Annotated in this window: 13 protein-coding genes; 10 read left to right on the top strand and 3 right to left on the bottom strand. The window is 28.2% G+C overall.

The genetic code is table 11. The features are described 5' to 3' along the window. Positions 1-10: 10 nt before the first annotated feature. Both Q1K13_RS12925 and Q1K13_RS12920 read right to left on the bottom strand, forming a co-directional pair. A complete protein-coding gene (locus tag Q1K13_RS12925; protein ID WP_300351712.1) occupies positions 11-1,261 on the bottom strand; it encodes a DUF3794 domain-containing protein in 1,251 nt (416 codons plus the stop codon). Positions 1,262-1,341: 80 nt separating this feature from the next. After that, positions 1,342-2,769, bottom strand: a complete 1,428-nt coding sequence (locus Q1K13_RS12920) for a collagen-like domain-containing protein (protein WP_300351710.1) — start codon at positions 2,767-2,769, stop codon at positions 1,342-1,344. A gap of 184 nt (positions 2,770-2,953) precedes the next feature. Between Q1K13_RS12920 and Q1K13_RS12915 the strand changes: the two genes are divergently transcribed. The 7 genes from Q1K13_RS12915 (at position 2,954) to Q1K13_RS12885 (ending at position 7,754) form a co-directional block, all read left to right on the top strand. After that, entirely contained in the window at positions 2,954-3,460 is a 507-nt protein-coding gene (locus Q1K13_RS12915) for a hypothetical protein (RefSeq protein WP_300351707.1), read from the top strand. A gap of 202 nt (positions 3,461-3,662) precedes the next feature. Beyond that, entirely contained in the window at positions 3,663-4,352 is a 690-nt protein-coding gene (locus Q1K13_RS12910) for a ferredoxin-like domain-containing protein (protein ID WP_300351704.1), read from the top strand. Between the two features lie 167 nt (positions 4,353-4,519). Further along, entirely contained in the window at positions 4,520-4,693 is a 174-nt protein-coding gene (locus tag Q1K13_RS12905; protein ID WP_300351701.1) for a (2Fe-2S)-binding protein, read from the top strand. A gap of 200 nt (positions 4,694-4,893) precedes the next feature. Next, positions 4,894-5,265, top strand: a complete 372-nt coding sequence (locus Q1K13_RS12900; protein ID WP_300351699.1) for a GntR family transcriptional regulator — start codon at positions 4,894-4,896, stop codon at positions 5,263-5,265. Positions 5,266-5,571: 306 nt separating this feature from the next. After that, positions 5,572-6,444, top strand: coding sequence for an ABC transporter ATP-binding protein (locus Q1K13_RS12895; RefSeq protein WP_300351696.1), 873 nt, complete (start codon positions 5,572-5,574; stop codon positions 6,442-6,444). 1 nt (position 6,445) lies between these two features. Beyond that, the gene (locus Q1K13_RS12890) at positions 6,446-7,072 is read left to right on the top strand and encodes an ABC-2 transporter permease (RefSeq protein WP_300351693.1); all 627 of its coding nucleotides are present in this window, start codon (positions 6,446-6,448) and stop codon (positions 7,070-7,072) included. 1 nt (position 7,073) lies between these two features. After that, the gene (locus Q1K13_RS12885; RefSeq protein WP_300351690.1) at positions 7,074-7,754 is read left to right on the top strand and encodes an ABC-2 transporter permease; all 681 of its coding nucleotides are present in this window, start codon (positions 7,074-7,076) and stop codon (positions 7,752-7,754) included. 244 nt (positions 7,755-7,998) lie between these two features. Here Q1K13_RS12885 and Q1K13_RS12880 read toward each other — a convergent pair whose 3' ends face one another. Next, positions 7,999-8,844 (bottom strand): AraC family transcriptional regulator, encoded by an 846-nt coding sequence (locus Q1K13_RS12880; protein ID WP_300351687.1) that lies wholly within the window; start codon positions 8,842-8,844, stop codon positions 7,999-8,001. Between the two features lie 189 nt (positions 8,845-9,033). Between Q1K13_RS12880 and yiaY the strand changes: the two genes are divergently transcribed. From yiaY to Q1K13_RS12865, 3 genes are all read left to right on the top strand, one after another. Next, the gene (gene yiaY / locus Q1K13_RS12875; RefSeq protein WP_300351684.1) at positions 9,034-10,182 is read left to right on the top strand and encodes an L-threonine dehydrogenase; all 1,149 of its coding nucleotides are present in this window, start codon (positions 9,034-9,036) and stop codon (positions 10,180-10,182) included. 219 nt (positions 10,183-10,401) lie between these two features. After that, positions 10,402-10,785: an SMU1112c/YaeR family gloxylase I-like metalloprotein gene (gene gloA2 / locus Q1K13_RS12870; RefSeq protein WP_300351681.1), complete on the top strand. Its 384-nt coding sequence runs from the start codon at positions 10,402-10,404 to the stop codon at positions 10,783-10,785. 304 nt (positions 10,786-11,089) lie between these two features. Further along, entirely contained in the window at positions 11,090-12,685 is a 1,596-nt protein-coding gene (locus Q1K13_RS12865) for a DUF4091 domain-containing protein (protein WP_300351678.1), read from the top strand. Positions 12,686-12,841 lie beyond the last annotated feature (156 nt).

Here is a 12,841-nt window from a genome sequence, read left to right as displayed (position 1 = left end):
ATCCTCCTTATTAATCACATACCAAAGATTCAGCTTTGATAAATAATGTTGTATTTTTAAATACTTGTCTTTCATTAATAGCGCAAGCAAATAAATCTTCTATATAAGCATCTATTTTGAATTTAGAACCTATATCAAAGTTGTCGTTATCTGGGAGAATTATATAAGCTGAGATTGGTATATCATAGTGGGCAGAATGAACAGAATTACAGTTTTCAGTTGACACATAAGTTATTCTTTGTCTTAATATTAAATGAACTAAAAGTTTTAATCCAGTTAAATTAAATCCTTCATTATTCTGTGGAGGAATAGGAGTTTTTATAACATTTTGGCATACTATTTTAGCACTAGATGTTACACTTAGAAGTTTCTTCACATCAGGTTTAAAGCAAGGAATTGTTAATAATTCAGGAACTGAAATTTCAGTCCATAGTCTTGGGTTTTTTCCAGGTACTAAGACTTTAGTTAATTCATCCTCTGTTGCAACCCCTTTTATTATTAGAGGTTCAATACCACATCCATGTTCTGAACAATTTGAAGTGTCACAAGTACAATCAACCCCATAATTTTTATAAAAAGATTCAGCACAAAGATTAACACTTTTTGTTGCTTTAATCATTATAGCGGCTGTTAAATCTATACTTCTTTCACAAACTTTATTGACACAAATTTTTTCTATACAAGAATCAACTAAGAAGTTTTGGTCCAAATCTGTATTTTCAGGTAAAACTATGAAAGAAGAGAATGGTATTTGGCCGTGGAAACTGTGAACACTTTGGTCAATATTTAATGACACATAAGAAATACTTAAGCAGATTAAACCTTCTACTATAAGCTTTCTACCAGTAGTAATTTTACCTTCTATATTAGTATTTTGTAATCCAGTAGCATCTTTCAAAAAAGGAGTTAGTATAACTTTTTTACTTATTATTTGAACATCAGCATTTATTGAATCTATTTGTTCTATGGATGGTTTTTCACATGGAACTACAACGGTACCGACGAATACTTCTTCTTGCCAATTATCACCTAAAATAAAGCAATCTGGATGTTCGCAATTAGTTGAAAAGAATATGCTATCTTCATCAACACAAATATTACAATCATCTTCATATTTTATACAATCACCATTGCATTTACAGCCTTTACATTTATCTTTAGAACAATCTTTTTTACATATTTTATCACATGAACAAGGTTTTAATTTACAATCAAGATTTTTATTTTTATCATAACCACATAAGCAGTTTAGTTTATCCATTCTTATAATCCTCCTAAGATTTAGTTTAAGGTATCATTTGCAATAAAATAAATATATATATATTTTAAAATTTGAATTCATTAAGATAATATAACATCATCTATTAGCCATATACCACCAGGTCTACTTGTATTATAAGATTCTGCTACAAATACGATTGTAGCTTTATTTGTTCCAGAAGGAATATTGCTAGTAGTATTACAAATAGAACTTCCATCACAATTAGGAATTAGAGTATATGATTCAAAATCATAATTTTGTAACTTAAGTGTAGGGCTTTCGCCAGATATTTCTACTTGTTCTGCTCCTCCTATAGGAATATATATAGAAGCAACAGGATCTGCTTCTGAATAGTTACAAATTTTTTCGGTTATTGGCCAATTTGCTGGATTTTCTATGAATTGGGTTATAGGATTTGAGATATTTACAAAGTCACCCCAAAAAATATATGCACCAGTAATTAAATTATATGCTGCTCTATCTCTAGTGTTTATATCATCACCAGTTATATAATGATTATAATCAAATTTTGCTCCCCAGAAATTTAGTGAATAGGAACATTCAGGATCTATATCAACAACTTGTATTAGATAGCTAGGAGAAAATTCACTTCTATCTACATTAGGTTGGGGCTGTAGATAAGCAGAAAATTCTCCGCTATGAGAAACGTTCCAAAAATTCCCTGTATCTACATTGACTTGAGTTCCTAAACCTTCTAAGGTTATTGACGATGCTAAGGAATTAATAGTTTTTTCATCAGTTCTTTTAACACCTTCAATATTCCAAATACAGTTGCTATTTAGTGGGAATTCAAAACTACTGTTACAAATATGGTTACATTTTAAGCAACAACATCCATCCTTACCATCTTTACCATCTTTGCCATCTTTGCCATCAGTACCATCTTTACCGTCTTTACCATCAGAACCATTTATACCATCTTTACCGTCTTTACCAGGAGGACCTGGTATGCCTTTGCATCCACAACAACAAGAATTACAGCAACAATTATTCATTCCATAATTCATTATAGGATAGTATATAGGTAAAATTTGTCCGTTATCACCTTTAGGACCAGGAGGACCTTGGCAACCTTGAGGACCTGGAGGGCCTTGAGGACCTTGAGGACCGGGACATCCAGGAAATCCATTTTGACCAGGAGGACCTTGGCAACCCTGAGGACCTTGAGGGCCAGGACAACCTTGAGGACCCTGAGGGCCTTGGCAACCATTTTGACCGTTCTGACCTGGAGCACCAGCAGGACCGTTTATTCCATTTTGACCGTTCTGACCTGGAGCACCAGCAGGACCATTCATTCCATTTTGGCCGTTTTGACCTGGAGCACCAGCAGGGCCATTTACTCCATTTTGACCATTTATTCCATTATAGGAAATATCGTTTGGTGATTGAGGAATTACATAATTAATATGAGATGAGTGTTGTAAATAATCATCTGATAAATTTTTACTATTTGATTCTGGATTATAGTAAATTGGATACATACTCATTTTTATCACCTCTCATTCTATAAATATGCAATAAAAGACAAGTTGTTCCATGAAATTATAAAAAACAACATTTATATTTAAAGTAACAACACATATTGCTTTTGAATAAAATATAGTGAATATAAAATATTATTTTATAGATTGAGTGTGAAAGGAGAATTTACCTTTGGTAAAGTAATTTTATATGAAGAACAAGTGTAATAAATCTTATAAATGTTTTAATTTTAATAAGGTAAAGGACTTTAAATATATTGATGAGGTTTGTTTAGCAAATAATTGTTTTAAAGTAGATTATATATTAGAAGTAAGTTGTTGTGTTGAAATCATTGAGACTAAAGTTATAGAAATATGCTCTGAATACTATCTTATAGTTAAGGGTATTAAAATATTGAAAGTTTTTTATGAAGCTTCAAATTTATGTACTTGTGGAAAAGTTTTAAGTAAAAAGTTTGTGGTTCCTTTCTTTGAAAAAATTAAAATAAAATGTGGAAGTAAGATAGAAAATGTAGAGGGACATGTTTCTTATTGTGATTTTGATAATTGTGGTTTAGAACATATATTTATTAATACAATAATTACAATATGCATTGAAGGAATTAAAAAGTGCGAAGAGCCAACAATATGTTTTGAGGAAAAGGAAGATATATGTAAAGAAAAATGGCATTTAAATAATGACTGTATTAAGTATTAAAATACTATAGACACCTATAATAATTAAATTTGTAACTAAGGTTACGTTAAAATTTTTTATATAAGATATAATAATGTTATAGGATATATAAAAAAATTATTGATTAGAAAGTGAGGTGTCTAGTAGTTAAGCTTTTTTTATAAATATATTGGGATTTAATATTAGTAATTTTATTATAAATTTAGCTTGCTATAGTGTTGATATGGATAAGATAGGAATTGAGATTCCAAAGATGGTTAGTGGAACTCATCATGGAAATTTACAAAAGATAAGAAATGGCAAAAGAACATTTGGAATTACACCACATATTCCAGGTGGATTTATTAGTCCTGAGAATTTAGAGAAGATATCTAAAGTTGCTAAGAAATATGGTGGAGTAATTAAGATAACTTCAGGACAAAGAATTTTGATTACAAATTTACAGGGAGAAGATTTGCCAAAGATTTGGGAAGAACTTGGGATGGAACCTGCTGTTATGAAGCAAAATTCAATTAAGAATGTGGAGATTTGTCCAGCTGGTTTTTGTAAGAGATCTAAATTTAATACTATAGGAACTGGAATGAAAATATTAAAGAAGTATAAACATATGGATATGCCATGTAGAACTAAAATTGGGGTTGCTGGCTGTAGAAATGCATGCGGAAGTGTTTATGCTAAAGATATTGGAGTTATTGCAGATAAAACAGGATTTTTAATTTCTGTAGGAGGATCTGCAGGTTATAATCCTAGAATGGCTGATATTCTTATTAAGGATGTTGATGAAAAAGAAGCTTTAAGAATAGTTGATAAAGTAGTAGAAGTTTATAAAAAAGAGGCTGAAGCTGGAGAAAAACTTGGTGATTTTATAGATAGAATTGGAATTGATAGCTTTAAAGCGAAAACAATAGAATAAAAGAGAAAATATATTTATATTCGACTAAAATAGTCGGAAATGAAGAAGAATAAAATGTGCAATAAATATAAAATTTTGATATTATTATCTCACAATAAAGAATAATTATTATTAATTAAAAATAAAAATTGCTTTAAACATATAGTTAGTGAGAGGAGAGTTTAATTATGTCAAATGTTTGTTTATGTAAAGGTGTTTCAGAAGAGAAAATAGTAGAGGCTATCAAAGAAGGAGCTCTTTCATTTGAGGCTGTTGGAGAAAAAACTGGAGCAGGAAAAGGTGCTTGCTGCGGAGCTAGATGTAAGTGCAAAATTGAAGAGTTAATAGAAGAAAATAAATAATTTATAATTAATTACATAGTCTATAGCAAAGAGATACAAAGTATGTATCTCTTTTTTTTATGCAAATTTTTAATGATCTAAATTAGAAGAAAATAGAATTATAAAAAATATTTAGAAAATATATTGACGCTATATGGTAAGTGTGTATATACTGTATATATAAAATATATACAGTATATACAGAGAGAAGGGGTGAATTTTTGAATATAGTAGTTTCAAACACTTCAGGGTTACCCATATATGAACAGATAGCTAAGGCTATAAAAAATGATATTTTATCAGGAGAGTTAAAAGAAAATGCCTCCTTACCATCTATAAGAAGTTTAGCATCAGAACTTAGAGTAAGTGTAATTACAACTAAGAGAGCTTATGAAGAACTTGAGAGGGATGGATTTATATACACATTACCTGGTAAAGGATCATATGTAGCAGAACAAAACAAAGAACTTTTAATTGAAGAAAAGTTAAGAGAAATTGAGGAGAAGCTTAGTGATGCATTAGATATTGCTAATAGTATTGGACTTGACTTTGAAGAATTAGTTAAGATTCTAGAAACATTGAAAGATATTTAGTTTTATGACTTTGTTTTGAAAATATGTGTTGGTTTTATTTAAAACTAAGCTTATGTTTTAGGTGAATATTAAGCTTAACTAGAAATTTTAAGTTTTATTTAATGGAGGTTTATACAGCTTATTAAGATTGTATTTATAACTTTATTTAAAATCAACACTAGTTTAAAACAGAGCTATAAAGAAAAAATTATTTATTAGACAATTAAAATTAAGAGGTATTAATTAAAAAAGAATATTTACTAAGATAGGATTTTCAATAACTTATGATAATAATATTTTATGGTTATAAGAAGGAGCGCTATTTACATGAAAAACTATGAAAATACATTGGAAGTAAAAAATATAAATAAAGAGTATAAAGAGTTTTCTTTAAAGAATGTTAGTTTTAACATACCAAAAGGATTTGTAATGGGACTTATTGGGCCAAATGGTGCAGGTAAGACAACTACAATAAAAGCCATAATGAGTTTAGTACATTTAGATAGTGGAGAAATAAAGGTATTTGGAGAAAGTTTAAAAGAAAATGAAATTGAGATAAAAGATAGAATTGGATTTGTTTATGATGACTGTTGTGCTTTTGAAGATTTCACAATAAAAGAAAATAAAAAAGTAGTTTCTTCATTTTATTCAAAGTGGGATGAGGAAAAGTTTAAATATTATTTAGAGAGATTTGAATTAAGTGAAAAGAAGAAGGTTAAAGAGTTATCTAAGGGACAAAAAATGAGATTCTCCTTAGCAATAGCACTTTCTCATAATGCAGAGCTTTTAATACTAGATGAACCAACATCAGGATTAGACCCAGTATTCAGAAGTGAAATGCTTGATATTTTATTTGAAATAATAGCAAATGGAGAAGTATCAGTTTTATACTCAACTCATATAACAACAGATCTTGAAAAATTAGCAGATTATATAACTTTTTTAAATAAGGGAAAGGTTCAATTCTCTATGGAAAAGGACTTATTATTAGAAAAATATATGGTTGTTAAGGGTGGTTTAGATGACTTAAGCAAAGAGCTAGAGAATGAGCTAATTGGAGTCAGAAAGAGTAGATATAATTTTGATGCTTTAACAAGGGATATCAGTAAAATAAGAAATATATGTGGAGATAAGGTTGTTTTTGAAAAGGCTACTTTAGATGACATTGTTGTTTATTATTCAAAGAGAGGTGTGAATTAGTATGAAAAATTTAATAGAATTAGATTTTTTTATACAAAAGAAATTCTTAAAAACTTTGATTTTAGTTTTTGTTTTCCTAGGCATATCTTATGGTGCTATTTATGGGGTTGAATTTTTATATCCAGCAGGAATATTTGTAGTTTTTTATCTTATGATAATTCCAATTGAGTATGAAAAGAGAAATGGATTCACAAAAGGAATAAAATCACTTCCTGTAAAACCAATTGATTATGTAGGTGCTAAATATATAACTAATTTAATTTATGTATTTATAGTAAATATTACTTTAATTTTATTAAGTTTTGTAATTGAAAAGAATACAGGACAGAATATGAGTATAACTTCTGGTATTGTATTATCAACAATAACTGTTCAATTGTTATACATGGCAGTAACTCAGCCAATATATATAGCTATAAATTATAAATATTTTAGATTTGTTAATATTATATTTAGCATTATGGCAATGATTGGAATTGTAGGATTTTTCACAGGAATACAAAATATGAAATTGGGGTTTTTATTTCAAAAGTACACAAGCTTATATGGCTTTATATTTGGAATCCTAATTTTCATCATATCATTCATAATATCATTGATTATCTATGGTAAAAAGGAGGAGAGATAGGATGAAGACCCTAATTTTAAGAGATATTAGAAGTATTAAGTCTGTATTAATATTTTTATCAGTAGGGGGGATATTAATATATGGTCCATTTTTTATTGCTTTTAAAACAGGAGAAGTTGGAGAACTAGGAGAAGTTGGTAATATTATATTAGGATTTTATCTTTTAATAGCTTCTATGGGATGTGTAAATTGGATTATTGCAAAAAATACAAACAAGGGGGCAGGAACAAACAAATTGTTAAGATCTCTTCCTATTAATCCTAAACAAATAGTTATTAGTAGATTTTTAGAACCTTCACTTATTTATGGTATGTTTTTAATAGTTAATTTATTGTTGATTGGAGTAAGTTCAATAATATTAGGTACTAAGCTGTATATTTCAATAAGTATAATGATTTTATGTTTTTTAGTGGCGCAGATTTATGGAGTTATTTCACTAGGGGTTGATTTAGCATATCCAGAAAGTAGCTATGTTAATTATGTAAGAACTATTCCATTTTTCGTAATAATATTAGCATTTTCATTAGGCAGAAAGTTTTTTGAAAACTATGGATCATATATAAAAATGGATATAAATTTGGCAGTAATATGGTTTACAGGATTATTATTAATAGCAACCTTAGTAATTACATTCGTAATGTATAAGTTATCATTAAGAAAATTTTTAGTTAAAGAGTTTTAGTTTATATTTATAGAATGAGGGCGTAAAACCTCGTGGCTTTATGCCCGAGGCTATAAGCCTATTATTTTAATTTTTGTTCTTGTATATATTTTTTGATTATATAGAAATAATAAAGCTTTAGATTAATATATGATAAAACTTTATAATATATTTAAAAGTTGTATGACGAGTTTTGCTCATTATACAACTTTTTATTGAATATTGCTTAAGTAAGTGTTTATTTTAGATTTTATTTAAAGTCCTATTACTCACAGTTAGAATAATTTAGTGAATATTGTTTAGGGGTTAGTCCAAACTTCTTTTTAAATAAGTTTATGAAGTGTGATATATTTTCATATCCTAATTCATAAGCCACTTCAGTAACTGATTCTGTTTTAAGAAGTTTTTTAGCCTCATCTAATTTTAAGTTTTTAAGATAATCATTAGGTGTTATTCCAATAACCTTCTTAAATTTTGATGAGAAGTTAGGAAGAGACATATTTAAATCAAAAGCAATTTCTGAAACTGTTATATTATTTTTTAGGTTTGATTTCATTAATTGAATTGAACGCTTTATTGGGTTATTAAATTCACTAGCTAATATATCTTGAGCACCCTTAGTATTAAGAAGACTATAGGTTATCTCTTGAGCATATAAATCAAGAAGAAATTCCTTATGATTAGTAGAATTTGTTGAGGTTTCAACAATTTTTTTTAGTGTTGAATCCATAAGTTCATTACTATTACTAAAAAAAGGCATATCTAAATTAGTATTTGTTAAATCTATATCTAAATCATAACTTAGTTTTTCAGAAACATTATTTATTAACTCATCATTTAATTCTAAAACAAGAGCTTTGGTTGGCTTTTCTATTTTCATTTCAATACTTGAATTTGGAGGAAGTAGCATATACTTAGAAGAATCATAAGTAAAACTTTCTCCATTATTTATTTTCACATTTTTTTCGCCATCAATTATTGTGCATAATCTTTTATATTCATAGGATTTATATGTATCCTTATAATTTTTATCAAAGGTGTAGTATAGAACTCTTAAATACTCTGTTTCTATACCATTTGATAACTCAAGTTGTCTATGAAATTTGTCCATGTTTTTCACCTCATAATCAATAATATATAAGCTATTATAATGTTGTCAATTTTTGAAAATTAAAAATTGGCTATTTTTAAAAAAAATGAATTAGTTAAATTTTTAACATAGTCATAAAATAAAAGTGTAACAAATGGAAATTGAATATTAAAAATTTAATGTATGGGTATATACTTAGGAGGAATAAATATGAGTTACAAATTTTTTATGCCAGCTATAAGTTTAATGGGAGCAAACTGTTTAGAGGATGCTGGAAATCAAGTAGCAGAGTTAGGATTTAAAAAAGCTTTGATAGTAACAGATAAGGTTTTAGGTCAAATAGGAATAGTTAAAAAGGTAACTGATGTTTTAGAAAGCAAAAATATTGATTTTGCAATATATGATGAAACAAAACCAAATCCAACAGTTAAAAATGTTAATGATGGATTAAAGGTTTTAAAAGAAAATAAATGTGATTTTGTAATATCATTAGGTGGAGGATCAGCTCATGACTGTGCTAAGGGAATAGCTTTACTTGCAACTAATGGTGGAGAAATAAAGGATTATGAGGGAGTAGATAAATCTGAGAAACCTCAATTACCAATGGTAGGCATTAATACAACTGCAGGTACTGGTAGTGAAATGACTTTATTTGCAATCATCACTGATGAAGAAAGACATATAAAAATGGCTTTAGTTGACAAACATTTAACACCAATTATTGCCGTAAATGATCCAATGTTAATGCTTGCAATGCCAAGATCATTAACAGCAGCCACAGGAATGGATGCTTTAACACATGCTGTGGAAGCTTATGTTTCAACAATAGCTACACCAATAACTGATGCTTGTGCAGAGAAGGCTATAGAGCTTATAAGCCATTATTTAGTAAAAGCTGTTGAAAATGGAGAAGATGTAGAAGCAAGAGATATGATGGCTTATGCTGAATATTTAGCAGGAATGGCCTTTAATAACGCTAGCTTAGGATATGTACATGCTATGGCTCACCAATTAGGTGGATTCTACAACTTACCTCATGGAGTATGTAATGCAATATTATTACCTCATGTTCAAGAATATAACAAGGCTGTAAGTTCAAAGAGATTAGCTAAAATAGCTAAAATAATGGGTGGAAATATAGAAGGATTAACAGATGAACAAGGGGCTGACCTTTGTATAGATATGATTAAATCATTATCACAAACTGTTGGAATTCCAGAAGGGCTTAATATTTTAGGAGTAAAAGAAAGTGATTTTGAAACTTTATCAAATAATGCCTTAAAAGATGCTTGTGGATTAACAAATCCTAAACAAGCTAATTTAGAAGAAATAATAGCTATATTTAAAGCAGCTATGTAATTTAAGTCACCACTTGAATTTTTCATAAATTCACAATAATATATGAGGGAGATGCAATTTTTTAGTGCATCTCCTTTTTTAATTTTGATTTAGCTATGGGCTAGATTAGGTTTTTTTAAATAAGTTAAGAGTAGCATTGATATGTATTGATATAACTTAAAATCCGATATTATTTTGTTATGTAATTTTTATATTTTTTATAGTATAAGGAGAAAAGATATGAATTTGAAAAAAATACATCATGTAGCAATAATTGCTTCAAATTATGAAAAATCAAAGGAATTTTATGTTGATATACTTGGACTTGAAGTTATAAGAGAGGTTTATAGGGAGGAAAGAGATTCTTACAAACTTGATTTAAAGATTGGAGATTCACAAGTAGAATTATTTTCTTTTAAAAATTCTCCTAAAAGACCAAGTTATCCAGAGGCTTGTGGACTTAGACATTTAGCTTTTGAGGTTTTAGACATAGAAAAGGAAGTTAATGAGTTAAAGAAAAGAGGAATAAAGGTTGAGCCTATAAGAATTGATGAGTTTACAAATCGTAAATTTACTTTCTTTTTTGACCCAGATGACCTTCCAATAGAGCTTTATGAAATTTAATATTTAAATTTTGAACAAACTTTAGATAATTTTTCATTTTGTAAGTATTATATGAAGAGCTGAAAATTTATATAATATGAAATATTAATATATATTTCTTATATAAGTGAAATTATAATTTGGAATAGAAAATTTTTAAACTTATAATTATTTTGCTTGTTTCCTTTAAAATGTATTTTTGGTAAAATTATCTTAAATGTTTTTAAAAAAGAATTTATTGGCTCTTATGAAATAAATGTTTAATCATGAATAAGATAGGTTATTCTTTAAAGTTTATATTTTAAATTTAGATAGGGGAGAATTTATGGGTATGATTTTAGGGTTTATGAGTAAGGATAATCATTATTTAAGTAGTGATTATGAAAATTTTAAGGGGAAAGTTAAAGAGAGGGTATTTAAAGAAACTGCTTGGAAAAATGAGAAGATAACAGGTGAATTCATAGTTTTAAGGGAAGAGGGTATTTTAGAGGAAAATGATGAATTCACTTTAAAAATTACTGACTTAAGTAATGAAAGTGGAGAAAAAATAAAGGCAGAAAATATAGAGTTTAGCCTGATTAAGCCTGTAAGAGCAGAAGGTGAAATGATTCCAGACATCTTAGAAAAAGCAGAGAGTTTTTCTTTTAAAGATGAAAAGTTTAAGAGTTTTTGGTTTTCAATAAAAGTTCCTGAAAATTGTGAAAAGGGAATTTATAAAGGGAAAATAAAAATTATACAAGGGGAAGAAGTAAAGGAAAGTTTGAGTATAAATTTAGAGGTTTTAGATATAACTTTGCCTTCTGTTGAAGAGTGGACATTCCACTTAGATTTGTGGCAGAATCCATATTCAGTTGCTAGATATTTTAATGTGGAGTTATGGAGTGAGGAACATTTTAATTATCTAAAGCCTCATATGGAAAGACTTAAAAATGCAGGTCAAAAGGTAATAACAACAACCATAGTACATGATCCATGGAAAAGTCAGACTTATGATCCCTATGAATCCATGGTTAAGTGGATAAAAAAAGAAGATGGAAGCTTTGAATTTGATTATTCTATTTTTGATAAATGGGTTGAATTTTGTATGGATATTGGAATTGACAAGCAAATAAATGCTTATACAATGGTTTCTTGGAATGAAAAGTTTAAGTATTTTGATGAGATTCAAGGAGAATATATAATTAAGGATGTAAAAATAGGGGGAGAAGAGTGGAAGGAAAACTTTAGACAGTTTATAGTTTCATTTAAATCTCACCTAGAAGAAAAGGGCTGGAAAGAAAAAACTTATATTGCCATGGATGAAAGACCAGTTGAAACAATGAAGGCTGTTTTTGAATTGTTAGATGGAACAGGATTTAAGATTTCAGGTGCTATGAATTATGGGAATGTAGGAGAAATAGTAGATAAAATTGATGAAATATCTATGTCTATTAATGAGGTTAATGAAAACTTCAAAAAGATATTTAAAGAGAGGAAAGAAAAGGGTAAGGTAAGTACTTACTATGTGTGTACTGGTTTATATCCAAATGTATTTACAAAATCTAAACCTGCTGAAGGGGTATGGCTTGCATGGTATGCAGAAAAATGCAAAGTTGATGGATTTTTAAGATGGGCGTATGATTCTTGGGTGGAGAATCCTTTAGAAACAACAGACCATGTAACTTGGGAATCTGGTGATTGTTTCTTAGTTTATCCAGAAAGAAGTTCTTTAAGATTTGAAAGACTTTTTGAAGGAATTCAGGATAATGAAAAAATAAGATATATAAGAAAAAATCATAAGGAATATGAAAATAAAGTTGATGAAATATTAGAGGAATTAAAAAGAGGATATTCACCTAATGATGGGGTAGACTTTAGTTTTGAAATAAATAAGGCAAAAAAATCTCTTGAAAAGTTAACAAAAACTATTATAAATATGTAATATTATTTTGAAATCAATAAGGAATAGTTTTTAAGTAACAGTATAGATTTAAAAAATACAAATATAAAAAGTTATGAAAACTAAAAATTATTTTAGAAACTCTTTAGAAAATCTTTAGATTTATCTAAGGGGTTTCTTTATTTTTTATCTTTATTA

Source organism: Clostridium sp. (assembly GCF_029267215.1).
Classification (GTDB): domain Bacteria; phylum Bacillota; class Clostridia; order Clostridiales; family Clostridiaceae; genus Sarcina.
The sequence above is the reverse complement of the archived record's forward strand: the minus strand, read 5'-3'. Positions and strand labels throughout refer to the sequence as shown.

Coding starts and splice junctions, on each gene's coding strand:
- yiaY (WP_300351684.1), top strand. CDS start 9,034: ATGAGTTACAAATTTTTTATGCCAGCTATAAGTTTAATGGGAGCAAAC.
- Q1K13_RS12910 (WP_300351704.1), top strand. CDS start 3,663: ATGGATAAGATAGGAATTGAGATTCCAAAGATGGTTAGTGGAACTCAT.
- Q1K13_RS12895 (WP_300351696.1), top strand. CDS start 5,572: ATGAAAAACTATGAAAATACATTGGAAGTAAAAAATATAAATAAAGAG.
- gloA2 (WP_300351681.1), top strand. CDS start 10,402: ATGAATTTGAAAAAAATACATCATGTAGCAATAATTGCTTCAAATTAT.
- Q1K13_RS12905 (WP_300351701.1), top strand. CDS start 4,520: ATGTCAAATGTTTGTTTATGTAAAGGTGTTTCAGAAGAGAAAATAGTA.
- Q1K13_RS12915 (WP_300351707.1), top strand. CDS start 2,954: ATGAAGAACAAGTGTAATAAATCTTATAAATGTTTTAATTTTAATAAG.
- Q1K13_RS12880 (WP_300351687.1), bottom strand. CDS start 8,844: ATGGACAAATTTCATAGACAACTTGAGTTATCAAATGGTATAGAAACA.
- Q1K13_RS12925 (WP_300351712.1), bottom strand. CDS start 1,261: ATGGATAAACTAAACTGCTTATGTGGTTATGATAAAAATAAAAATCTT.
- Q1K13_RS12890 (WP_300351693.1), top strand. CDS start 6,446: ATGAAAAATTTAATAGAATTAGATTTTTTTATACAAAAGAAATTCTTA.
- Q1K13_RS12885 (WP_300351690.1), top strand. CDS start 7,074: ATGAAGACCCTAATTTTAAGAGATATTAGAAGTATTAAGTCTGTATTA.
- Q1K13_RS12920 (WP_300351710.1), bottom strand. CDS start 2,769: ATGAGTATGTATCCAATTTACTATAATCCAGAATCAAATAGTAAAAAT.
- Q1K13_RS12865 (WP_300351678.1), top strand. CDS start 11,090: ATGGGTATGATTTTAGGGTTTATGAGTAAGGATAATCATTATTTAAGT.